At 36.3% G+C, this 23,268-nt stretch carries 20 protein-coding genes, 1 tRNA gene and 1 riboswitch; of the genes, 16 read left to right on the forward strand and 5 right to left on the reverse strand.

All coding sequences use genetic code 11. The features are described from left to right. Nucleotides 1-7: 7 nt before the first annotated feature. Nucleotides 8-571, forward strand: coding sequence for a DUF6624 domain-containing protein (locus BUE84_RS09000; protein ID WP_079241347.1), 564 nt, complete (start codon nt 8-10; stop codon nt 569-571). Nucleotides 572-631: 60 nt separating this feature from the next. Here the strand turns inward: BUE84_RS09000 and BUE84_RS09005 are convergent, their stop codons facing one another. The 3 genes from BUE84_RS09005 to BUE84_RS09015 form a co-directional block, all read right to left on the reverse strand. Beyond that, nucleotides 632-976 (reverse strand): YciI family protein, encoded by a 345-nt coding sequence (locus BUE84_RS09005; protein ID WP_079243897.1) that lies wholly within the window; start codon nt 974-976, stop codon nt 632-634. A gap of 61 nt (nt 977-1,037) precedes the next feature. Beyond that, on the reverse strand, nt 1,038-1,373 hold the full coding sequence (locus BUE84_RS09010; protein ID WP_079243898.1) for a nuclear transport factor 2 family protein: 336 nt from the start codon (nt 1,371-1,373) through the stop codon (nt 1,038-1,040). A 93-nt stretch (nt 1,374-1,466) separates the two neighbouring features. After that, nucleotides 1,467-2,603, reverse strand: coding sequence for a tetratricopeptide repeat protein (locus tag BUE84_RS09015; RefSeq protein ID WP_145953230.1), 1,137 nt, complete (start codon nt 2,601-2,603; stop codon nt 1,467-1,469). 157 nt (nt 2,604-2,760) lie between these two features. On the opposite strand from BUE84_RS09015, the gene BUE84_RS09020 reads away from it, so the two are divergent. The 7 genes from BUE84_RS09020 (at nt 2,761) to BUE84_RS09050 (ending at nt 13,610) form a co-directional block, all read left to right on the forward strand. Next, nucleotides 2,761-3,264 (forward strand): DinB family protein, encoded by a 504-nt coding sequence (locus tag BUE84_RS09020; protein WP_079241349.1) that lies wholly within the window; start codon nt 2,761-2,763, stop codon nt 3,262-3,264. Between the two features lie 547 nt (nt 3,265-3,811). Beyond that, nucleotides 3,812-5,974: a type VI secretion system Vgr family protein gene (locus tag BUE84_RS09025; protein WP_079241350.1), complete on the forward strand. Its 2,163-nt coding sequence runs from the start codon at nt 3,812-3,814 to the stop codon at nt 5,972-5,974. A gap of 5 nt (nt 5,975-5,979) precedes the next feature. After that, nucleotides 5,980-7,239, forward strand: a complete 1,260-nt coding sequence (locus tag BUE84_RS09030) for a tetratricopeptide repeat protein (RefSeq protein WP_079241351.1) — start codon at nt 5,980-5,982, stop codon at nt 7,237-7,239. An 18-nt stretch (nt 7,240-7,257) separates the two neighbouring features. Then, nucleotides 7,258-12,060: an RHS repeat-associated core domain-containing protein gene (locus BUE84_RS09035; protein WP_079241352.1), complete on the forward strand. Its 4,803-nt coding sequence runs from the start codon at nt 7,258-7,260 to the stop codon at nt 12,058-12,060. Nucleotides 12,061-12,062: 2 nt separating this feature from the next. After that, the gene (locus BUE84_RS09040; protein WP_079241353.1) at nt 12,063-12,728 is read left to right on the forward strand and encodes a hypothetical protein; all 666 of its coding nucleotides are present in this window, start codon (nt 12,063-12,065) and stop codon (nt 12,726-12,728) included. Nucleotides 12,729-12,814: 86 nt separating this feature from the next. Further along, complete coding sequence (locus tag BUE84_RS09045) at nt 12,815-13,309, forward strand: hypothetical protein (RefSeq protein WP_079241354.1); 495 nt, start codon at nt 12,815-12,817, stop codon at nt 13,307-13,309. A gap of 216 nt (nt 13,310-13,525) precedes the next feature. After that, nucleotides 13,526-13,610: transfer RNA gene (locus BUE84_RS09050), tRNA-Ser, on the forward strand. Nucleotides 13,611-13,733: 123 nt separating this feature from the next. On the opposite strand, the gene BUE84_RS24560 is transcribed toward BUE84_RS09050, so the two are convergent. Then, nucleotides 13,734-13,880: a bacteriocin-like protein gene (locus BUE84_RS24560; protein WP_165835290.1), complete on the reverse strand. Its 147-nt coding sequence runs from the start codon at nt 13,878-13,880 to the stop codon at nt 13,734-13,736. A 444-nt stretch (nt 13,881-14,324) separates the two neighbouring features. Here BUE84_RS24560 and BUE84_RS09055 point away from each other — a divergent pair, with 444 nt between their 5' ends. The 6 genes from BUE84_RS09055 to BUE84_RS09080 all read left to right on the forward strand — a co-directional run bounded on the left by BUE84_RS09055 (nt 14,325) and on the right by BUE84_RS09080 (nt 19,019). Next, nucleotides 14,325-15,185: an alpha/beta fold hydrolase gene (locus BUE84_RS09055; protein WP_167595387.1), complete on the forward strand. Its 861-nt coding sequence runs from the start codon at nt 14,325-14,327 to the stop codon at nt 15,183-15,185. 7 nt (nt 15,186-15,192) lie between these two features. Continuing rightward, nucleotides 15,193-15,561, forward strand: a complete 369-nt coding sequence (locus tag BUE84_RS09060; protein ID WP_079241355.1) for a VOC family protein — start codon at nt 15,193-15,195, stop codon at nt 15,559-15,561. 105 nt (nt 15,562-15,666) lie between these two features. Beyond that, nucleotides 15,667-16,209, forward strand: coding sequence for a hypothetical protein (locus tag BUE84_RS09065; protein ID WP_079241356.1), 543 nt, complete (start codon nt 15,667-15,669; stop codon nt 16,207-16,209). Nucleotides 16,210-16,420: 211 nt separating this feature from the next. Next, nucleotides 16,421-17,158 (forward strand): hypothetical protein, encoded by a 738-nt coding sequence (locus BUE84_RS09070; RefSeq protein ID WP_079241357.1) that lies wholly within the window; start codon nt 16,421-16,423, stop codon nt 17,156-17,158. 67 nt (nt 17,159-17,225) lie between these two features. Further along, nucleotides 17,226-18,248 (forward strand): sensor histidine kinase, encoded by a 1,023-nt coding sequence (locus tag BUE84_RS09075; protein WP_079241358.1) that lies wholly within the window; start codon nt 17,226-17,228, stop codon nt 18,246-18,248. 3 nt (nt 18,249-18,251) lie between these two features. Beyond that, complete coding sequence (locus BUE84_RS09080) at nt 18,252-19,019, forward strand: LytR/AlgR family response regulator transcription factor (protein ID WP_079241359.1); 768 nt, start codon at nt 18,252-18,254, stop codon at nt 19,017-19,019. Nucleotides 19,020-19,042: 23 nt separating this feature from the next. Here BUE84_RS09080 and BUE84_RS09085 read toward each other — a convergent pair whose 3' ends face one another. Next, nucleotides 19,043-19,504 (reverse strand): Lrp/AsnC family transcriptional regulator, encoded by a 462-nt coding sequence (locus BUE84_RS09085; RefSeq protein WP_079241360.1) that lies wholly within the window; start codon nt 19,502-19,504, stop codon nt 19,043-19,045. A gap of 195 nt (nt 19,505-19,699) precedes the next feature. Beyond that, a riboswitch (cobalamin riboswitch) is annotated at nt 19,700-19,886 on the forward strand. Between the two features lie 177 nt (nt 19,887-20,063). Here BUE84_RS09085 and metE point away from each other — a divergent pair. Both metE and BUE84_RS09095 read left to right on the forward strand, forming a co-directional pair. Then, nucleotides 20,064-22,367 carry a 5-methyltetrahydropteroyltriglutamate--homocysteine S-methyltransferase gene (gene metE, locus BUE84_RS09090; RefSeq protein WP_079241361.1) on the forward strand — a complete coding sequence of 768 codons (2,304 nt, stop codon included), beginning with the start codon at nt 20,064-20,066 and terminating at the stop codon, nt 22,365-22,367. Nucleotides 22,368-22,557: 190 nt separating this feature from the next. After that, nucleotides 22,558-23,268 (forward strand): hypothetical protein, encoded by a 711-nt coding sequence (locus BUE84_RS09095; protein WP_079241362.1) that lies wholly within the window; start codon nt 22,558-22,560, stop codon nt 23,266-23,268.

Here is a 23,268-nt window from a genome sequence, read left to right on the forward strand (position 1 = left end):
CTACTATATGAACAATCTTCCTTTTGAAAAAGAACTGATCGAAATGGCTGGCCAGGATCTGTCCGTCAGAGAAAAACTATTGCTGGCTGGAAAATTATCCGGAGGCTATCATCCTGAAATGGAAAATATTCATAGAGCCAATGCAAAACGGCTGCGGGAAATTATAGCAGAAATAGGTTATCCTACCATCTCAAAAGTCGGCGAGAAAGCTAATGATGCAACCTGGCTGATTATCCAGCATGCCATCGGTGAACCTGAATTTATGAAAACGTGTTATGCTATGATGGAAGAGCATTCCAATGATATTAATCTTTTGCATAAAGCCTATTTATACGACAGGATTCAGGTTTTTCAGAGTAAACCTCAAAAATATGGGACACAGTTAACCTCTGAAGGAACAATTTATCCCGTAGAAAATAAAGAAAACTTAAATGCAGAACGTAAAAAGGTAAATCTGCGGGTCCTGCCTGAATCAGATATTAACAAAATTCCGGAACCTGAAGTCATTCCGGAAATTGATAGCAAAGACGTTGAATATACAGTTTGGAGAAAAAAAGCAGGCTGGATTTAAGCAATGCTGAATGCATGAAGAAATTTTCAACTTAAACTGTAATTCCTCCCAAATTCCACCTTACTTGCCGGTCTTCAAGACTTCACGAACTTCAATATTTCCTCCAATTTTAAAAATTGGGTTTCCTTTCGCTATTTCAACGGCTTCATCAATAGATTCTGCCCGTACAATAATATATCCACTAATGAATTCTTTGATCTCGGTATAAGGGCCATCCGTTACCATATTATCTGGTTTTACAGTTTTGGCAGCTCCCGGAGCGGGTAATAAAGTATTTCCTTCATCCACCAGTTTGTTTTGTGCAGCAATGTTTCCAAGCCAGATCATGCGCTCCCGGATCTGTTCAGGAGAAGGTTTAAAATCAGAAATGTCTTTCAGTCTGAAGATCAATGCAAATTCTTTCATAATCATATTTTTTTTATGACGATTAAGATAGATGAACAGGGACAGCGTTTTTAATGTGTTTTTATTTATCCAATAAAGGTCTGGGATCAAACAGAACTTTTAAGGTTTTGATTTTTCCATTCTGTATGTGATACCATCCCGAAGATTCTATTGTTTTTTCTCCCATGTTAATATTATACCAAAAACATACATCTTCACCGGAAGTAAAAGTCCTGAGAATTTCATACTTAAATTTCATCTGCTTCATATCTTTCATATAAACAGAAGCTCCTTCTCTCATACCTAATACTCCTATAAATTTAAAGCCAGGATCGAGACAGCTTTCCGCCTTGTCAAAATTTTCTTGATTTAAATAGTGGATAAACTGTTCTGCAATGTTTTGAATGGTATTGCTCATAAAGATTGTTTTTATTGTTGAATACAAAATTAAAGGTTCACTGAGCATTCCCTTGTGACTATAATCACAAAATGCTTTTATCTCTTTTTGAATTTATTTTAATACAGGAATTCTTCCTTTTGCATAGGCAATCTGTTCTTTTTCTTTGTTCTGATCCGGATTGTTTTTAAGATACATCTGATAGTATGTCGCTGCATTCTTAGGCTGTTTCAGGTTGAGATCATAAAGAAGTCCCAAACGGTAATAGATAATATTGCTGGTACCAAAAGTCAGTCCTCTTTTATAAGCTGTTACCGCCTCGTTATATTGGTTTTGGGCTTCATAAATACCCGCCAGCGCAGCATAGTAAAGGTTGGTGTGGTCTGAAATAGCTTCATCAATAGTCTTTTGTGCATAGATGGCTGCATTGTTATAATCTTTCTGTTCACGATAGCTCAGTGCCAGAAAATATAATGTGCTTTCATTTTGTACACCCATATCTTCCATCGCTTTGTAAAGCATAATGCATTTCTGATAATCCTTTACATAAAAATAAGCCTGTCCCATATCGTTCATTACATTCACATCAGCATGATTTTTCAGTAGTTTTTCACCAATTTCAATCACTTCAGAATATTGGGTTAACTGATTGGCAACCGGCAATAGAGCTTGTTGTAAAGTAAAGTTTTCAGTATCAGCAGCGATTGCTGTTTTCAATACATCATAAGCGGGTTGATATTGTTTGAGACCGCTGTAAGTTATGGAAAGATCATAAGCTACATCAGGATCGGTGGCATTCAAGGTATTGGCTTTTTTAAGATAATTAAGTCTGGATTCAGGTGTTTCTGCATAAGCCGCAAGTTGTTTATAAGCATTGAAATTAAGACTGTCAAGCAGAATAATCTGTTGAAGATAGGTTTTGGCATTAGAAACATTTCCACGTCTGGAATTAATACTTGCTAAGCTGAATAGAGTAGGCAGGTTGTTGGGTTGAATAGTGTTGATTTTCAGGTAACTTTTCTCTGCATCCGGCAGTTTTCCAGCCATCATATTACAGTAAGCAATTTGTGAAAGGGCTTTTATATCCTGTGTATCTCCGGGATATATGCTCTGAAGATAAGTAGCTGCATCAGCATAACGTTGTGTTTCATAATACTCAAGAAGTTTTTCAGTATCAATTTTTGCAGACTGGGCAGTAAGATTTTTAAAACTTAACAGGATAATACACAAGCAAATTCCTCTTTTCATCATGGTTATTTTTTAACTAAAATATTGGTTATTTATTGAGCTTCCAAATTTTAGACTCACTTATTGGGGATTTTTTTAATCTTATGATTGATTTATGATAAAACCCTAAACCAAATATTATTAGATTTCTTATATTCACTTTACAGAAAAAGCAAAAGATATGGAAATAAAAACTGTACACTCATTCCTTGAGTATTATAGGAAAATAAGAGAAAGAACCAATCGTATTATTGAAGTTGTTCCTCCTGAACATATTGATTTTTCTTATAAACCCGGGAAATTTACTATTGGCGATCAGATAAGACACATTGCTGCCATTGAACGGTATATGTATGGAGAAACTATTACAGGAAGGAGAAGTGCTTATCCTGGATGCGGTAAGGATCTTGCCGACGGTTATGAAAATACAGTGAAGTTTTTCAACGAAATGCACAGACAGACTCTTCAAATTATTGAAGGACTATCAGATGAAGATCTTACCAGGAAATGTCTTACACCTGCCAATAGTGAAATTTCCGTATGGAAATGGCTTCGTGCCATGATAGAACATGAAATTCATCACAGGGCAGAATTATATATCTACCTGAACCTTCTGGATGTAAAAACACCTCAAATTTACGGGCTTTCTGCAGAGGAAGTGCAGGAGATCAGTGTGAAATTATAAAAGATCATCAGACTATTAAAAATACAAACCAGCTGTCAATGTATAGCTGGTTTTTCTTGTTAAAAGATCTTATATTTTAATTTATTTCTATTTTAAGTGATAAATTGTTTGTTTGCGTTTATTAAAAATTGTTAATTATTTATTTGGTATAGAGGTATTTATTCCTTTTTTTTAATCATTCATTTTAGAATTATTTATGAAAAGTCGTAGAACTACGACAAAATTTCAGATTAAGTGTCTAAAATTTTTCGAATAGCAATTACCGTTTTATCTTTGTAATACCACAAATCCAATTACAAAAAATTAATAATGATTAAAACCCACATATTACAAGAATAACATCAAGAGAAATCTTGAAATTCCAACAGGGTTATAAAGTAAGCTTACTCTTATATTTTTCCTTTTTAATACCCTGTTATGATATCAATATCCGGATTTTACCATTACCAATGGAGTGCGGATAACGAAAAATGTATCTGAACCTTGCTGTCCAGATCAATTTCAGACTTAAAAAAACTGACACCCAATCAATCAAAATATTACAATTATGTTTCAGGACGATCATTCACCCAAAATGCCTGTTTCCAAAGATAAAATTTCAACTGTAAAGAATATTAAAGAAACATTGACAGATCAGGCTGTCAGCAAAGCTGCTCAGGAAGTACATGAAAAATCGAGCGGAACCATTAAGAAAGCTACAGAAAAAATGGCTCAGGCTCAGGCGTATACAGGGCTGGTTCAAAACGGTTCTCAAATGTTTATGAATCAGGTTAAACAACCGAACCCTCCCACACTGGTAGAAGATAAAGTATGGTCCAAACAGCCAACTTCAGGAATTTATAATGCCAATACAATCCCTGGAAATCAGGTTGCAGGAATTAATCGTGTGATAAAACTTGAAATTGTAATTGACGGAAAGGTAATTAAACATTTCAAGCATTTTCAGCTTAAACAAAGTGCTGTAAAACATCATGAATTTGATTTGATGCTGGCCCACGATACCTTAGGAAGCTCAGAAAATCATAATCTTGAAGAGGCCCAAAACTTTCTTGGAAAGAGAATTACTGTGATTTTCAGATATAAAGACGTTGAAGACGGCCCGGAAAGAAACTTTGTAGGAGTGATCACAGAAGTAGGTTTCAGCCAGGAAAAAGGAAGCCTGGGAAATATTGTTCTTACAGGATCAAGCCCTACGGTTCTTTTGGATGCAGCTCCTCATATTCAAAGTTTTGGCGGAGCACAGGAAATCAGTCTTAACAGTATTGCAGATCAGGTGATCAAAGAAGGACTCGGACAAAACAGTTTTGATTTCAGGGTAGATGCAGCCCATGGAAATGTTTCTTACAGCTCACAATATGAAGAGACTCATTATAACTATCTTGCCAGAATTGCAGAAGCCTATGGCGAACAGTTCTATTACGATGGTGAAGTATTGCATTTCGGAAAGCTTCCACCTCAGGAAAAACCTGTGAAACTTACGTATGGAAGCAGTGTAAGTGATGTCAAGATAAAAATGAAAGCACAGCACGTGAATCCTTCATTTTATGGCTATAACAGTAGTAAAAATGAAAAATTAACAGCAGGAAATTCAAAAATTAATCATACCTCAGATATAGCCAAAAGAGCATATGAAATTTCAGAAAAAACTTTTACAACTCCCTCACTGAGAGTAGCTCCCATAAAAGCTGTCTCTTTCATGGATGTGGAAAATTCCCAGAAAGGAACTGCCGGAAGTAAGGCTGCTGAAGTATTTGTTATTTCAGGAATTACTACAGTGCCATTTCTTTATCCTGGCTGTATCGCGGATATCGAAATGAGAAAAGCAGAAAGCAGTGAAACGACTTATTTTACCAAACTGATGATTACAGATATGTATCATGAGGTAGATGCCAGAGGATATTATACCGGAACTTTTGAGGCAATAGCTTCTGATACCGGATTTATTCCCCGTCCGGAGTTCCATACACCAAAAGCAGATGCTCAATTTGCCAAAGTAATTTCCAATGTAGATCCTTTGAATCAGGGTAGAGTTAAAGTACAGTTCGACTGGCAAAACGGCTCTACCACAACAGAATATATCAGGGTAATGACTCCAGATGGCGGAGGAAGTGAAAAAGTGAGTAAAAATCGTGGTTTCATGGCGATTCCGGAAGAAGGAGATCAGGTGGTGGTCAATTTCGCACATCAACATCCTGACCGTCCGTTTGTGATGGGAGGAATGTTCCATGGAGGCGTTGGCGGAGGCGGTGGAGCCGGAAATAATATTAAAAGCTTAAGCAGTAAAAGCGGACATACGATGAGTCTGGACGATGCTGGTGGAATTACAGTAAAAGATAAAGATCAAAATTCTGTTTTTCTAGATGGAGCCGGAAATATAACGATAGACAGTAAAATTTCTATTACCCTGAGTTGCGGAAACAGTTCAATCTACATGGATAAAGATGGAAATATTCAGATTAAAGGAAAAGAAATATTTGTACAGGGAGTCAATATTGGTGTTGGTGGAACAACGAGTATCGGAGTAGGAGTAGGACCTGAAGACGGTGAACCTACTTCGGGTGTCGGAATCAAATCTGATACGCTCGATATCGGAACCAATACACTTTCTATGAGGGGTGATACTGAAGCTAATCTTAGCAGTGGAGGAAAAATCAATGTTGGAGGAGGAAGTGAAACAAATATTGTAAGTGGAACTGTAAAACTGAATTAAGGCAGATGAATCCAGTAGATTTGGAGTTGGTGAAGTTAAAAAGACAATGGCAGAAAGTCGTTTCAAAAAATGAAGAAAAACCCATGCTGATCTGTATAGGAGAAAAACATGAAACGGATCTTTTTGACGGGTTTATCAAGTCGAAACTTTCTGAAGATGAAGAAAGTGATGATGTTTTTTTACTCCACTATCAGGAATTTAACGGAATGAACTCTTTCGGGCAAACCTTATTGGATGAATGGACTGAGTTCTATGAGATGTTAAAAAAAAGCGAAGAGAATATTCCCCAATGGGACCTGAAAAACCCAGAAGAAAACTTTACAACAGATGCATATAAGGCATTTTATCCTTTGATGGAATTAAAGAAGAACTTCCCTAATATTCAGGATGCTAAAATCTATATCTACATTGCTCCGCTCAGGATCAGTGGTATCGAGGAACTTTCTTTGTGGGTGAAAGAGTGGTGCAGGATCTGTGAGATCTCAGAAAATAAAGATATTAAACTGGTTTGGGCGGAACATCATACCTACAGAACCTTGCCCAATATCTCTTCTGCGCATAGCTTCAGAGTGGAAGTAGACATTCATCAGTTAATGCAGAATACGGCAGCTCATACTAACCGTAAAAAGAATAGTCCTGATACGGATTTTCAACAGCAGATTCTTATCGCAAGTAATCATTTAAGCAAAGAAAGATTCAAAGAAGCAGAGCATGCATTGAAAACAGCTGTGAAACTTGCTAAAGAACAAAAGAATAAGCAAGGAGAGATTTCTGCTTATTTTATGCTTACCCAGGCTTATACCGCAGACAGGAAGAAAGAAAAGGCAGAAGATACCTACCGTACAATATTGGAAGAAGTAGAATCGGAAAGCCCTTTAGCAGTTCAGATGTATATGAATTATGGTAGTTATCTGTTAGGAAACTCCAAAAAATCCAAAGCAGAAAAAATATTTGAAAAAGCTGCAGAAACCGCTCAGAAAATAGAAGAATATGCAATGGCAATTGAGTGTTACAGAATCATCGCTACATTGAATGATACGGTTCTGACAAAAGATAAAATGATCAGATATTTTGAAAAATGTCTGGATATAGCAAAAGTAATGGATTCCTCAGCAAGAGAACAGAGCAGTCTGAGGTTTGTAGCCTCAATGCTTATTCTAAAATATGAAAGCGACACTGATAAAAAAAGAATACTAGACAATGAAATGAAGACTTATTTTGGTGATGACTGGAAGGTGAGTGTAGAAAAACCAAAAGCAGGGTAATCTCAAATTAAAAGAATCATGGCAGATCTGAATAAAAAAACAGTAAAACCGATCAAGGTAGCAAAACCGGACATGAACCCGGACCGCTCCTGGAAGGTAAACGCAGACGTTACTTCGGTAAGTTGGGATAAAACCACACAGGGCTGGAAGAACGGAATGAAAAATAATTTTGATTCCCTGAATCCTGTTTCTATGGTGAAGTCCATTGCTGGCGGAGATGCAGATCAGTCAGCAAAAAGTAGCGGAGGCGGAGGTGGAGACAGTGCTGTGACCGCAGAAAGAGCAGCTCCGGAAAGCAAAGTAAAACTGATTAAAATCAATAACCCTGCAATGCCTTCCACAGCCATTCAGCATACAAGTAAACATTTTGATATTGTGCTGGCCATTGATATCCATTGGACTCTCATTCCGCCACCACCTTCATTCATGTTTATTCCGTTGCCATTGCCACATCCGTTTATCGGGATTGTTTTTGATATTATGGATTATATTACTATCAAGATTCCGATTCCGCAATTTGCAAGAAATCTGATGCCCTCTCTTCCGGAAAGTATTCCGATGGGAGGCTCAATATATGTTCACGGAAGACATAAGGCAACCACTACAACCAGTGTGATGGGAGTGGTTATTCCATTCAGACACGTTACATCGCTTATTCCGGTGTATCTCATTCCTTTCCCTCAGGAAGCTCCCCATGAAGGAGAAGTGTATTACGGTTCACAGACCGTTCTGGCACAGGGAAGTAAAATGAGCGGAAATCAGCCTCAACAGGTATTAACCTGTATGGGATTCCCTTTCGGAATGACCATGCTGCCTGCAATGCCTGATAAACCGAAGAAAAATCCATTGGCTTATTTTGCTTTCTATAATAACTTTTCAAGCATATATATCCAGATCAATACGGGCGGACCTGTATTGGTGGGAGGAGCATTTATTCCTCATACTTATACACCCGGAGAAATGCTGATGCGTCTTGCCGGAATGTTTTTAATGAGAAGTTTAACCAAGAAAATAGGGAAACTGGGAGCGAATGGTTTAAAAAAGCTTAATAACAGTGTCCTTAAAAAAGCTCCTTTCAATAAGTTTAAATTTTCAAATGCTCTTTCTAAGAAATTATGTCATTGGGGACTGGAACCTGTTAATTTTGCAACGGGTGCTATGTTTTTTGAATGGGAGGATTTCGAAATTCTGGGGAACACCCCTTTAATCTGGAAAAATAAATGGCACAGCGATAGACCTTATGATTTTGGACCTTTAGGAAACGGTGTTTTTAATAATCACGATCTGTTTATCCTTCCTGAAGAGAATAACAAATTTGCCGGATGGATGCATCCTGAAGAAAATATAGCCATGCTTGTTCCCGTACCTGAGATCGGAGAAGGAATGACCTACTTCAGAGATCAGAAAATCTGGCAGTACAGACCTAACAGCAGCATTTGGGTTGTTCGCAAAGGTACTGATATCTACACTTATACCCGCTTTCATCATGTTACAGAAGGAGTGATATATAAAGTTGCAAGGATCGAATATGGTGACGGAACCATTCGTGAATATGAGTATGAAGGCCGCAATATTGCTCTAAAAAGGATAAAAGATGTTAATTCTGAAACGAGTATAGAAACCACTATTCACCCTGAGTATAAAAAGATAACGGCAGTTTATTACTGTTATAAAAACCAAAAAGATGTGCAAGTCCGCTACGATTATGATGAACGGGGTAATCTTACTCATGTCTGGGATATTCACAAAAAACCGATTGTCTTTGAATATAATGGGAAAAATCAGATTGTAAGAAGAGTCAACCGGAATGGGATGAGCTATATCTGGAAATATGATAAAAAAGGTAGGGTAGTATATACTAATGGTTTGGATGGATATATGGAAGGAAGTTTTCATTATAATGATGAAGAAGGCTTCACAGAAGTAATATACCCTAAACAAGATAATAAAACAGAACGTTATTATTATGATGATCATTTTCTTGTATATAAAAAAGTAGATGGAGAAGGCGGAGAAACCTGGTATGACTTTACAGCATACAATGAACTGAAAATGATAGGAAGTCCGGAAGGACGTGTTCAGGGGTATACGTATGATGAAATGGGAAATATCAAGACTTTTCACAGTCCTGATGGAGAAGAATATCATTATCAGTATAATGAGTTCGGACAGGTTATTGCCCGTTTTTCACCTTCGGGAGCTTCTGAAACATGGAATTATGATGAGCACGGAAGATTAATCAGTCATACAGATGCGGCAGAAGAAAATGTTTATTATGAATATGCTGATGGGAAAAGGCTTCCGGAAAGGTGCATAAGAGAAAATGTTACGGCATCTTACGAATATAATGATAGAGGGCAGCTTATTCAGCTTACCAATACTATCGGAAGTGAGCAATTTTGGAAATTTGATGCCTATGGAAGGTTGCTGGTCTTTAGCCCGAAACCTTTAAGCAGAACTCTTTGGAAAAGAGATAAAATGGGAAGGGTGGTTGAAGTGAATGAACAGGGGCAATTGCCATTGAAACTTCGCTACGATGCCTATGACCTCCCTGTCTATGCTACAGATGGCCGTGCAGAATGGTTGATGAGTTATACTCCAATGGGAAGCTTGAAGCGGCAGATCCGCCGGAATGCATTCACCAATAAAAAAGAAGAAGCACTAGCATTTGGCTATGATGCTTACGAAAATTTAGTAAGCATGACCAATGAAAAAGGAGAGGTCTATATTTTTGAAAGAGATAATAATAACAAAATTATTGGTGAAACAGACTTTGAGGGACACAAAACTGTCTTTATCCGTGATAAAGATGGTTTGATAACCCAAAGAAGAACCCCTCAGGGAAGTACAATCTTTTATGAATATGATCTGGCAGGAAGAATAACACAGGTGGATTATCCGGACGGAGCCTGGGAAGCATATCAGTATGATACTTCAGGATTGCTTATCAAAGCGGATAACGAAGATAGTAGTGTTAGCTTTCAGAGAAACCAGTTGGGGCAGATTACCCATGAAAAACAAGGGGAACATTTAGTTCAATATAAATATGATCAGCTGGCTAATCTTATTGGTCTGGAAAGTAGCTTAGGAGCGAAAATTGATTATTCCTATACTGATCTGGGACAGCTTAGAAATATTTCCGCCAGCACTACAGAGGTAATTTTACCCTGGCAGATGAATGTTGAAACCCGTAGAAATGAGCAAATGATTTGCCGTCAAATGACCGGGAATGTGGAAAGTACTTTTGAATTTGATCATCTCGGAATGCCTATTAGTCAGAAAGTAATTACTCATAAAACAAATACTACTTTTCATAAAGACTATATATGGGGAGAAGGAAACCGTTTGTTGACTATATTTGACAGAGTAAAAGGTGGTAGAACAAGATTTGATTATGACGCATTCGGGAGTCTTGCTGCTGCAGAATATTCCAACGGAAAAGTTCAGCATAAAAATCCTGATGAAACAGGCTGTTTATATGAAAGTATACAACGTACCGACCGTATCTATGATAAAGGTGGAAAGCTGATGCGTGACAAAAACTGGTTTTATCATTATGATGAAGAAGGAAATTTGTTATTAAAGAGCAAAAGGGTGATCAATAATGTAAGACCGGAACATCAAGAAAAATCAGACAATGCCCATCCTTATTACAAAGCTATTGCCTCAGATTGGCTTAGTCGCCCGAAAATGCCGGAAGGTATTATTTTACCTAATGTGAATGATAGTTCCTCAGCAGAAATTCAAAAAACGGAATGGGAATCCGGTGACTGGGCTTATTCCTGGAGTGCTAATGGAATGCTGGCCAAAATTAAACGTCCGGATGGCAAGGAAGTAAGCTTTGAGTATGATGCACTGGGGAGAAGAATTTCTAAAATTGGCTGGCAGAAAATAACTCGTTATATTTGGGATGGTAATGTTCTTTTACATGAATGGAATTATGATATTGAGGCAAGACCTGTCAATGAAATTGATGATGAAGGAAATATTATAAATAGGCAAGAGCCCATAGAGAATTTAATAACATGGGTTTATGAAACAGGAAGCCATGTGCCATCTGCAAAGATTGAAGGAAACAGAAAGGCCTCCATTATTTCAGATTATATAGGGAGACCTGTGCAGGCTTATAATGAGGATGGAAATCTGGTCTGGAGTGCTGAATATGATATTTTCGGAAGAATTGAAAATGTAAAAGGAGAAGAATCCTTCATTCCTTTCCGGCAGCAAGGACAGTATGAAGATGAAGAGACGGGACTTTATTATAATAGATTCCGGTATTATGATGGGAAAAACGGGAATTATCTTTCTCAGGACCCAATAGGCCCGCTTGGAGATAATCCTAATCTGTATGCTTATACTCATGATAGTAATTCGGAAATTGATCCGCTGGGATTAATAGAGGTTGATGGTGGTTGGTCACGAAGAAAAGCAGAACGAGGCTCAATTATAAAATCAAAAAGGCCTACACCTCCGTCTATTCACGCTACTAAACATATTCAGGCAACTTCTATGGAAGATGCTAAAGCCAGAAGTATTAAAGGAGTAGGTGGCAAACCCGAAGGATCATATTTCCCGGATGTAGTAAAAGATAACTTCAAAAATTTTGAGAAAAAAGCTGCATTTGATGCTATGAGAAAGGGTAATGTAGTGCCGAATGGTGGAGTTACTTACTATATTTATGAACATCCTACCGATATTGGATATAATATGGGAGAAAAAACAAGGTTTATGAGAGTGGAAGTGGCTTCTGGTACCATACACAGCCATCCGATATCAGAAGCAGATGCCAATAGTTATATAAAAAAAGCAAATTATCCATAACAATGAAAGATAAAGGAATCGTAAATACTGGAATTCAGGTGGAAGGCGGATGGAGTATTGATGCAAACGTTTTTATAGACAAAAATTATAATATAGAGGATATCCCTTTTGATGATACCTTATTGTTTAGTGCTGTAAATCACATTACAGGAAAAACTATTTCAGTTTCCTATGAAAATATCAATGTAGGATATTCTTTTGATTTATGCATGTTATCCAGAAGGCTAGGAGAATGGCATCATGATGGTGCAACTATTTATAAAACGATAGAGACAGGTCATCAAATTGATAAATTCTACAATGCATTATCAGAATATCTGAATCCATCAAAAAAAGAGCTCATCCCTTTAAAAATTTCAAGCTGGACCATTGTTTATAATAATCTGATAAGAGATGAAGGTTTGTATGATGATATAGAATTGATTTTTTCAGCAGTAAGAGGAAAACTTTTTATAGACATAACCTACAATCGGAATTCCGAAAAACCTTACTATATCTATATCGGATTATCAAAATATGAATATTCCCAAATTGTTTACAGTTTGGATAAGCCGGCAAGAGAATATCAGGAAATCTTTTTAAAAAATATAGATGAAGTTGTTGTCATAATTAATGATTTTCTCATAGAGAAAGACAATTATTTATCTGAAATTCTAAGAAAAACCTGATTGCTGTATTGATGTGGAATGGACCGTAAGTCAAAAGCACAGCAATAGAGTTTAAATATTTAATCCAAATCCAATTCAAATATATTATGAAGAAAATATTCTCAGAACTTAAAGGCTTCGTGGTGTTTAGTCCACAGCTTTTAGCAAAATATCTGGAAGAAAATCATCTTGCAGGTAATAATATTTTAAAATATTTTGTAGAAAACGAACATGGGGATGAAATAACAAAATCAGGAATTGCTATTCCAATTATAGGGGTGGAGGAAGACTATTACGCATTCCGGGTTTCTGTAAATGAAGAAAAAATTCTAAATGATGAGGAAGTAGAGGTCGAATCAAGAGGCTGGGTATTTCAGACGGCTAATAATGAAGTGAAAATTGTAGGAATTGGCTATTTAAAAGATATTACTACCATTAATGAGGAAAACAGTATTACGCTTTCGTTGGAAAATGGATGGCATTCTTTAAAGATTCGGGGAGGAAGTCAAAATGGCGAAAGATTATTTGAGCTACATATGGAGAAACAGGATGCATACCCAGCATTCAGCGGAGATGTTACTACCGAATATTATTACGGATAAAAAATATTTTTAAAAAAATATACAAGTAGAAATATTTCGTTTCTGAGTTTAAATATCTGATGTTGAGATTGTAGAGTCTATGTTTTCTCTAATTGAGAACACAACTGTCCCTTTAAAACTCCAAGAAATTCGAATTTTATTGAAAAAATATTTTGTCAGTAATAAAAAACTTTCTATATTTGCACCACTGAAAACAACGGTACTACCGGAGTTAAAGGAGAGTTGGCAGAGTGGTCGATTGCGGCAGTCTTGAAAACTGTTGACTGTAACAGGTCCGGGGGTTCGAATCCCTCACTCTCCGCAAAGAAAAACCTTAAATCAATTGATTTAAGGTTTTTTTATTTTTACATCATGTAAATGAAGAATAAAAAAGCCCTGCAATATTTTGAATTGCAGGGTTTATTTTTGAGTATAAAGTCTTTTTTTAACTTAAAATCTCACATGGCGCTATGCAGATCACCCATGGGCATCTTTTGATTCCCGGAGGTGGGCAGCATGCTTCAGAACAGCTTACCGCTCCGCCATTAATACTCTTTAATTGGTCTCTTGAAATTTTTTTAGAATTTTTCATAGTCAAGTAATTGTATTAAACTTAAGATTAAGGCTGGTTTCCACCACCACATCCGTCGTAAGGCATACATTGCCACTTACCACCGATTAAACATAGCTGACCACCTCTGCAGTCAATTCCACCTTTAATTGTTTTCAATTCTTGTCTTTCGATTTTCTTTAAATTTTTCATAATAATTTTTAAGTTTAGTTCTATTCGAAATTAATCAAATTTTATCAACTATTGTAGAATTATTGTAAAAATATTTATTTTTAATTGATTAATTGTATGATGTTTTGTATTTGTTTTATGGAATTGCGTAAAAATATTTTGTGGAGAAAGTTTTGAGATTCAGTTGTTTTAAATTCATTTTATTTCAATAAAATCTTGCCTTGTGACAAGTCTGGTTTCAGAATGACTTGGTAATTTTGATTAAAAGTTTAATCCACCAAATCTGATAATATTATGAAAAATTTATTCAAATTCTCTGCATTATTGGTCCTAACTGTTTTTCTTACAGTATCTAAGATATATGGGCAAAAAATAAAACCATCTGAAAGCGGCTATGCACCTGCTAACGGAATCAAAGTGTATTATGAAGTTTATGGTAAAGGAAAGCCTATTGTGCTGTTACATGGCGCCTTTATGACCATTGATCTGAATTGGGGCGAGTTGATTCCTGAATTGTCTAAAAACAGGAAAGTAATAGCGATTGAATTACAGGGACACGGACATACCCCGTTTTCAGAACGGAAGTTATCCCATGCAACTTTAGCCAGTGATGTTACAAAGGTAATGGACTATCTGAAAATTGATAAAGCTGATGTTGCAGGATATAGTTTTGGTGGGGAAGTGGCTTATCAATTAGCGATACAGAGTCCGGAAAGATTGAACAAACTGGTTATTATTTCGTCAACCTATAAAACTAACGGCTGGCTGCCCGAAGTAAATAAAGCGCTTGAAGGAATGAAACCCGACCTCTTTACAAACAGTCCTATGCATACTGCCTATAATGCTGTAGCACCAGATAAAACAAAATGGACTCCATTTCTGGAGCAGATGATGGCTTCCGCCGGACAACCTTTTGATCTTGGTGATAGTAATATTTCTAAAATTCCTGTACCTGTTTTAATTATAGCCGGAGATAATGATGGACTGGACAAAACAGAACTCTCAAAAACCTATAAACTATTAGGCGGTGATGTTTTTGCAGACATGGGGGCTATGCCGAAATCTCAATTGGCTATTGCCCCGGGACAAACTCATGTGAGTCTGATGATGCAGACGGCAATGATTCTGAACTATCTGAATAATTTTTTAAAATAGCTTGAGGATGAATCCAAAATTTGAAGCAGGAATTAATATCGCTATAAAAATTCCCAAAAATAAATATGAAAAAACAGTTACCTTCTACAGAGAAATTTTAAAATTAGAAGTGGAGGAAAGACCCATTAATAATCCTACTGTTTCCAGAACTCACGAGGTAAAATTCGGGAATAATATTATTTGGCTGGATTGCGTCGACAATTATACCCATTCCGAAACCTGGTTACAACTCACTGTCCCTGACGTAGAAACGGCAACAGAATATTTGAAGTTAAATGGTGTGGAAACCTGTGACGAGATTGAAGAACTTCCTGACAACATGCACTGGATTACTGATCCTGCTGGTACGGTGTTTAATTTGCAGCAAAAGAAGTAAAATCGGGAATTTTACAGATAAGGTTTCACCATAGAATTATATCACACAAATTGTGTAATTTTAATACCTTTAATCATCAAATTATTAAAATTTTAAAACATTCTCATGCAGACGAAACCATTTAATTTCATTGTAACCCTCTTTTTTCTGGCATTAAGTGTGACTGTATTTTCACAAAAAACAGCCGCTTTGAATTCTTTATTGGATAAGAATTCAGAATTTATCTTCCCACAGACACCCGATAAAATATCAAAAGCACTGAATATAAAAACCGTTTTTTATGAAGATGCCAATGAAGAAAAATATGCAAAATGGCCAATGAAAACAGGGTTGGAGCTTTATTGTGGTCTTGCAAAAGATAATGTTGTCAATGAGATGTTTTTCACAACTTCAGACAATAAATCTTTAGTGGTGGAAGGACTTCCTTTTGGCCTTGTTCTGAATAAAAGTACATTACAGGATAGTAAAACCAGGTTCACTAAATACAATGCTAAAACACAAAAATTAGGAGCTGACAGTGAATTCCCAGGTGGATCAAAACTGGTTTTTAAAAAAGGAAAACATTATGCAACATTGTTTTTTGACAGCAAAAACCTGTTGAAATCATTAGGTTTAACACCAACGCTTATTGATCCGGCAGTCAATTAATTGCTGAAAATTACCATTATATCTCACCCGTCATTTTTTGATGGGTGTTTTTATTTCCCGGATCAAATATGAAAGAAGAAGGATATAAAAATACTCAATGGTGAAAGTCATTCATTCATCTCGTTATTTCCTTAGTTCATTGTTTTCTGATTGAATGACATACACGGTTATCATAGCTTTGACCTGTCAAAACAATTAATAAGATAACAGTATGAACAGAGAGCTCATTTTTTTAAGAACATTTGCCTTTACAGCAGTCATTGGAATTGTATTTTTAACAGCTTCAGCCTTTAAAACATCCGGAAATCAGAAATTTACTGAAATAGATGTGGAAAGAATCAATATCGTCGAAAAAGACGGTACGGTAAAGATGGTTATTACCAATGTTGGGAAATTTCCTGCCGGAGAAGATAAAATAAACAGCAGGCCTACCAATAAAACAAGAAAGAAACGTTCCGGTATGCTCTTTTTCAATGAAGAAGGAATCGAATGCGGAGGTTTTATCTATGACGGACAGAAAAATCAGAACGGCCACAGTTCAGGATTATCTCTAACTTACGATCAATATGACGGAGATCAGGTCATGCAGCTTTTGACCCAGGATTATAAGAAAGGTGACAAAAGAGTAGTATCCAGCGGACTTTATTTCAATGACCGTCCTTCAAAAGAATCACAAATAAAAACAGGGGAAATCTTTGCGGAGCTGGATCAGATGAAAGATCCTGAAGCAGCACAGAAAAAGTACAAAGAATATGAACAGCAGGGACTTATTGGAGGCGCACCAAGAATGATGCTTGGGAAAACCAAAGATGAACATAACGGGCTCTTTTTATTTGACAGCAAAGGAAAGCCCAGAGCCAGATTCTGTGTAGATAAAAATAATGAAGCCAAACTGGATTTTTTAGATGATAACGGAAACGTTACCGCATCATTTCCTGAAAAAAAATAATACTGTAAAAACACCCCTGTAAAAATATAAGGCTATTTTTGTAAAAAAGTGATCCTTCATAAAACCGATGAAAACCCTTTTAAACAAAATTAATCAAAACAGATATTTCCTGCTGTTTATCCTTTTGTTTGCCTATGTACAGTCTATTCATACCCGTATTGGCATAAGAAGAACACTGGATTGGTATATTTTCACTCCGGAAGCGGCTGTTGTTACACTCATCAGTTCCTGTATTCTGTTTTTTGTCATTGATTTTTTTATTAAAAACTGGCAGAAATCATCAACGTTCAGCATTGCTGAAGTCTTGAAAATATTCAGCTTTTCATTGCTGACTTACTTGTTGGTGATGAAAATAATAGGCTTTGTGATTGCTCTTATTTTTGGAAAAGTTGAGAAAAATTTTAATCAGGAAGTTGTTATTCTTTCTACTTTTTCAGATTTGATCGGAGGCTTTATCTATGGAAGTTTTTTTCTGGCGTACCGTTACTACAAAAAAAATACAGAATATCAGAAACAACTGGCTCTATATGATCATGCCCTGTCTGAAAGTAAAATTAATCAGTTGAAAACCCAGCTTAATCCTCATTTTTTATTCAATAATCTTAATGTCCTTGATCAGTTGATAGAAGAAGACAAACACAAGGCTTCAGATTTTCTGAATGAATTTGCCGAAATATACCGTTATGTTTTAGACGTTTCTGATAAAAAATTAGTGTCTGTGGAAGAAGAACTGGCCTTTGCAGAGAAATATTTTAACCTGATACAATACAAATACGGAAATGCGTATTCATTAACAATCAATTCTGTTAAATCATCAGGTTATATCATCCCGCTTTCATTACAATTGTTACTTGAAAATGCGGTTCAACATAACCTTGGTACTGTTGATAAACCTGTCCGGATCATAATAAAAATAGACAAGACAATAACCGTTTCGAATAATGTAATCCCTAAACGAAACCGTAAAAAAACTTCAGGGAGGGCACTGAACAATCTCAAAGAGCAATATACTTTATTAACTGATCAGCAGGTAAATATTTTAAAAACAGAAACTGAATTTTCAGTTACCATTCCTATAATTCAAGCATAAAATATGATAAAAGTAGTAATAATCGAAGACGAAATTCCTGCAAGAAACAAATTAAAACGTTTCATCAGCGAACTTGAAACTCCTATTGAAATTGTTGCGGAAATTGATACCATAGAACAGGCTATTGTTTTCTTAAAAAACTCATCTGTTGATCTGATCTTTTCCGATATTGAATTATTGGATGGAAATGCCTTTGAAATCTATGATCAGGTGAATATTTCATGTCCGGTTATTTTCACCACAGCGTATGATCAGTTCTGGATGAATGCCTTTGAAAGCAATGGGATTGAATATTTACTAAAACCTTTTTCACAGAACCGTTTCCAAAAAGCATGGGACAAATTTCTTTTATTGAGAAAAGCACCTTCAGAATCTCAGCAGGTTTTGGCAAAACTTCAGGAAATGCTGAACAACAAACATACTCAGAAAAATTACAAGAAAAGATTTACTGTCAGTTCATACCAGGGACTTTATTTTATCAATACGGAAGAGATTTCTTTCTTTGGAGCAGAGGAAGGAGTTGTTTTTGCCTTTGATACAGCAGGAAAAAAACATCTGTTAAATGAATCTACTTTAAAAGAAATTGAAATGCAGTTGAATCCTTCTGATTTTTTCAGGATCAACCGGAGTGAACTTGTTCACAAAAATCATATTGAAAGAATAGAGCGGTACAATAAAAATACACTTTCCGTTCAGATAAAAGGGCAGAAAGATCATCTTATCACAAGCCAAAGCAATACTTCCACGTTCAGAAAATGGATTGAAGAATAAATGGGTTCTCCGGTTTTATTCCATTAAATGGTGAGCCCATGGTTATTTTTTACCTCAGCCATCACAAAAGTACTGTGAGTACTTCCTATGGAATCTACAGATCCCAGCTTATTGAATACAAAATCCTGATAATGCTTCATATCTCTTACCTGAACTTTCAGAAGGAAATCAAAATCTCCGGAGATATTGTAGCATTCGGCAACTTCTTCAATTTCTAAAATCTCTTTTACAAAATCATAACCTACAGATCTGTCGTGAATTTTGAGTTTGATCTGGCAGAAAACAGTAAATCCGCGATTCAGTTTTTCAGCATCAAGAACGGCTGCATATCTTTTAACAAACCCATCCTGTTCCAGTCTTTTTACTCTTTCAAAAACAGGTGAGGTGGATAGGTTCACTTCTTTTGCAAGCTCCTTGACAGTAAGTTTTGCATTTTTCTGGAGCAGCCTGAGCAGCTGTAAATCCTTATCATCGAGTTGTTCCACAGAATATTATTCTTTTAAATGATTAAAACAGTCAAATGTACAGAATTATATTCTTCTATGTGTATATTATAAAGTTTAATTTGCTTAATTATTTAGTGTTAGTTGTGGTTTTATTCTGTATTGTTAATTTTACACAAAATTAAAAACTTTTACTGATGGCCATAGTCAAAGGTAAAAGTACAGTTCTTTACAGATACTTCATCAAACAGGAAAGGTTTTACTTAAGGTAGATTAATAGGGAATCGTGTGTAAATCACGAGCTGTCGCGCAACTGTAAGTAACACACCAAAGGTTTCTGTCCTTGCAGATCCACTGCCAAAAGCGGGAAGGATGGCGGAAACTGTTACAAGTCAGGAGACCTGCCTTTACTGAATTGACAATGCTTTCGCGGTCTGAAGCTTTGGGTCATACAGATGATATACCGGATTCGAGTATTTTCTTTTTTAAAAGGAATTACCCTGTCTGCTATGTCATGACTTTCCTGAAACTTCTTCCGCTAAAACATACCGAAGCCTTTTAAAGAACTTTCCCAATAAGTTTAATTAAAAAGTTTAAAAAAATGCAAACTCACATCCTTGGCTATCCGCGTATTGGTAGCAAAAGAGAACTTAAAAAAGCCTGTGAACAGTATTGGTCAGGTAAAATCCTTTTGGAAGAACTTCTGAATACCGGAAGAACTATCTGTAACCAAAACTGGAATTTCCAGAAAGAAGCAGGGATAGACCTTATCCCGTGTAATGATTTTTCATACTATGATCAGGTATTGGATATGAGCCTTGTAGTAGGAGCAATTCCAACACGTTACCATGAAGTGGTGCTGAAAAAGAACAATACTGAGTTGGATCTTTATTTTGCGATGGCAAGAGGATATCAGAAAGACGGGTTGGACATCACCGCAATGGAAATGACCAAATGGTTCGATACCAACTATCACTATATCGTTCCGGAATTTTATAAAAATCAACAGTTTAAACTGAGCTCAGATAAAATTTTCAATGAATTTGCAGGAGCAAAACAAGCGGGAATTAATGCAAAACCGGTAATTATCGGACTGGTTTCTTATTTGTTATTGGGAAAAGAAAAAGAAGAAGGATTTGATAAGCTGGATCTGGCTGGAAACCTTCTTCCTGTTTATACAGAGATTTTAACTAAACTTCAGGACCAGGGAGCAGAATGGATTCAGTTTGATGAACCTTTTCTGGCGTTGGATTTATCAGAAAAAGCCAAAGAAACGTATCTTTCTGTATATGCCGAAATCAGAAAATGTTTCCCGAAACTGAAATTTATTGTGGCTACTTATTTCGACGGAGTAAAAGATAATGCATCATTTGCCGTTTCCCTTCCGGTGAATACATTGCATATTGATCTGGTGAGAAATCCTGAACAGCTGGACGAAATTCTGAACGTTATTCCGGACAGTTTAAGCCTTTCATTGGGGGTCATTGACGGTAGAAATATCTGGAAAAATGATTATGAAAAATCATTGTCATTCATCAGAAAAGCTGTTGAAAAATTAGGCTCTGGAAGAATTTTCATTGCACCATCATGTTCATTGCTTCATTCACCTTGTGACCTTGATTTTGAAACCAATCTTAATCCTGAAATTAAAAACTGGCTGGCTTTTGCTAAACAAAAAGTAAAAGAAGTCGTGACACTTAAAGAACTGGCTTCCGGAAATGAAAACGAGCAGATTCTTGAAGAGTTCGAAGAAAATAAAAAAGCAATTGAGAGCAGAAAAACTTCTCCTCTTATTCATAATCACCAGGTAAAGCAAAGAGCAAATGCTATTACTGAAAAAGATGCCCAAAGAATAAATAAATTCAAGATCCGTAAAGAAGAACAGCAGGAAGTGTTGCAGCTTCCTTTATTTCCAACCACGACAATTGGGTCATTCCCACAAACTACGGAAGTAAGAAGCTGGAGAGCAAAATTCAAAAAAGGAGAGCTTACCGCAGAACAATATGACACCTTGTTGAAAGAAGAAACTCAGAGAACAATCCGCTGGCAGGAAGACATCGGAATCGATGTATTGGTTCACGGAGAATTTGAGCGTAATGACATGGTGGAATATTTCGGAGAACAGCTGGAAGGATTTGTATTCACTAAAAACGGTTGGGTACAAAGCTATGGAAGTCGTTGTGTGAAACCTCCTGTGATCTTCGGTGATGTTTCCCGCCCGACTCCAATGACGGTGTATTGGTCTGAATATGCACAATCTCAGACTGAAAAATGGGTAAAAGGAATGTTGACAGGTCCGGTTACGATTTTGCAGTGGTCTTTTGTACGTGATGATCAGCCTCGTTCAGAAACGTGTAAGCAGATTGCTTTGGCAATCCGTGATGAAGTGGTCGATCTGGAAAAAGCAGGGATCAGAATTATTCAGATTGATGAACCTGCGATCAGAGAAGGACTTCCATTAAGAAAAACAGACTGGCAGAATTACCTGAAATGGGCTGTGGAAGCTTTCAGAATTTCTGCAAGTGGAGTAGAAGATGCCACTCAAATTCATACTCATATGTGTTATTCTGAGTTCAATGATATTATTGAAAACATTGCCGATATGGATGCAGACGTGATTACTATAGAATGCTCACGCTCTCAGATGGAACTATTGAATGCTTTTGCAGATTTCAAATATCCGAATGAAATTGGTCCGGGAGTATACGATATTCACTCACCAAGAGTTCCGTCAAAAGAAGAAATGATTGAACTGCTGAGAAAGGCTCAGAATGTCATTCCTGCCAATCAGCTTTGGGTAAATCCTGATTGCGGACTGAAGACAAGACACTGGGAAGAAACTGAAAAAGCTTTGATCGCAATGGTTGCCGCTGCTAAAGAAGCTTCAGTAGAATATGCTGTTTAGAAAAATTTTAAATAATTAGATTCTATAATTCAGATCGTGTTATGATTTTCATGACACGATCTGTTATTTTTAAAGGTTAAAATAATGGATATTCTATAATATTCTATTTTTGCAGCTCGGCAAATTTTGATATACTATCTTTAAATAGATATTAAAAGCTGGTCAAACTAATACACTATACATTAAAACCATGAAAGAAGCATTTCCTGAAATGAGATCGGAAACCTATAATCCTCAATACATTGCCAGAGTGAGGTGGAGTATTGTTATTCTTTTTGCAGCCATTGCTGTTGTTTTACTGAGGTTTTTTATTGATGCCCTATCAGATCCTTCTACAGACACAGCTTCTGATATGATCTTTTTATTACTGTTTTTTATTGCAGCTTCACTGGCTGGTTGGCTGGTGTATGAAATGATGAGGAATCAGGATGAAAAAATCAGTGGTCTGCTCATCAATCATCAGGGAATACTATTTCTCAACAGGAATGATGAAGTGCTGTCAGCAATCAAATATTATGATTTGGTAAAAAGTGACAATCCCTATACAAAAGATATATTTTCAGAATCCCGAGCTTCCGGAAAGTACAGCGATTTTAGAAAGAATCTGTATGTTCATGAAAAAGATGAAAACAGAAACCCTCAGAAGAAACTGGTCAATCTGGATGTGATTCCGCTTAAAAACCGATATGATCTTATCGGGCATTTTCTGAAAGGTGTACATGTGTTTCGCCCAGATCTGAAAATTAACCCTGAGGTATACAAAGACTTTTATCTTGATGAAAAAACACTGCGTTATGCTCCTGAAAATCTTAAGAGTGATATGAAGATGAAAATTATTACAATAGCAGTCGTTATTCTGGTGATTCTTGCTTTCAGGTATTTCTTTTTAGAGGAGATCTAA

The organism is Chryseobacterium indologenes (assembly GCF_002025665.1).
Taxonomy (GTDB): domain Bacteria; phylum Bacteroidota; class Bacteroidia; order Flavobacteriales; family Weeksellaceae; genus Chryseobacterium; species Chryseobacterium metallicongregator.

Coding starts and splice junctions, on each gene's coding strand:
- BUE84_RS09055 (WP_167595387.1), top strand. CDS start 14,325: ATGAAAAATTTATTCAAATTCTCTGCATTATTGGTCCTAACTGTTTTT.
- BUE84_RS09075 (WP_079241358.1), top strand. CDS start 17,226: ATGAAAACCCTTTTAAACAAAATTAATCAAAACAGATATTTCCTGCTG.
- BUE84_RS09000 (WP_079241347.1), top strand. CDS start 8: ATGAACAATCTTCCTTTTGAAAAAGAACTGATCGAAATGGCTGGCCAG.
- BUE84_RS09080 (WP_079241359.1), top strand. CDS start 18,252: ATGATAAAAGTAGTAATAATCGAAGACGAAATTCCTGCAAGAAACAAA.
- metE (WP_079241361.1), top strand. CDS start 20,064: ATGCAAACTCACATCCTTGGCTATCCGCGTATTGGTAGCAAAAGAGAA.
- BUE84_RS09035 (WP_079241352.1), top strand. CDS start 7,258: ATGGCAGATCTGAATAAAAAAACAGTAAAACCGATCAAGGTAGCAAAA.
- BUE84_RS09070 (WP_079241357.1), top strand. CDS start 16,421: ATGAACAGAGAGCTCATTTTTTTAAGAACATTTGCCTTTACAGCAGTC.
- BUE84_RS09045 (WP_079241354.1), top strand. CDS start 12,815: ATGAAGAAAATATTCTCAGAACTTAAAGGCTTCGTGGTGTTTAGTCCA.
- BUE84_RS09095 (WP_079241362.1), top strand. CDS start 22,558: ATGAAAGAAGCATTTCCTGAAATGAGATCGGAAACCTATAATCCTCAA.
- BUE84_RS24560 (WP_165835290.1), bottom strand. CDS start 13,880: ATGAAAAATTCTAAAAAAATTTCAAGAGACCAATTAAAGAGTATTAAT.
- BUE84_RS09015 (WP_145953230.1), bottom strand. CDS start 2,603: ATGATGAAAAGAGGAATTTGCTTGTGTATTATCCTGTTAAGTTTTAAA.
- BUE84_RS09060 (WP_079241355.1), top strand. CDS start 15,193: ATGAATCCAAAATTTGAAGCAGGAATTAATATCGCTATAAAAATTCCC.
- BUE84_RS09025 (WP_079241350.1), top strand. CDS start 3,812: ATGTTTCAGGACGATCATTCACCCAAAATGCCTGTTTCCAAAGATAAA.
- BUE84_RS09030 (WP_079241351.1), top strand. CDS start 5,980: ATGAATCCAGTAGATTTGGAGTTGGTGAAGTTAAAAAGACAATGGCAG.
- BUE84_RS09005 (WP_079243897.1), bottom strand. CDS start 976: ATGAAAGAATTTGCATTGATCTTCAGACTGAAAGACATTTCTGATTTT.
- BUE84_RS09020 (WP_079241349.1), top strand. CDS start 2,761: ATGGAAATAAAAACTGTACACTCATTCCTTGAGTATTATAGGAAAATA.
- BUE84_RS09040 (WP_079241353.1), top strand. CDS start 12,063: ATGAAAGATAAAGGAATCGTAAATACTGGAATTCAGGTGGAAGGCGGA.
- BUE84_RS09065 (WP_079241356.1), top strand. CDS start 15,667: ATGCAGACGAAACCATTTAATTTCATTGTAACCCTCTTTTTTCTGGCA.
- BUE84_RS09010 (WP_079243898.1), bottom strand. CDS start 1,373: ATGAGCAATACCATTCAAAACATTGCAGAACAGTTTATCCACTATTTA.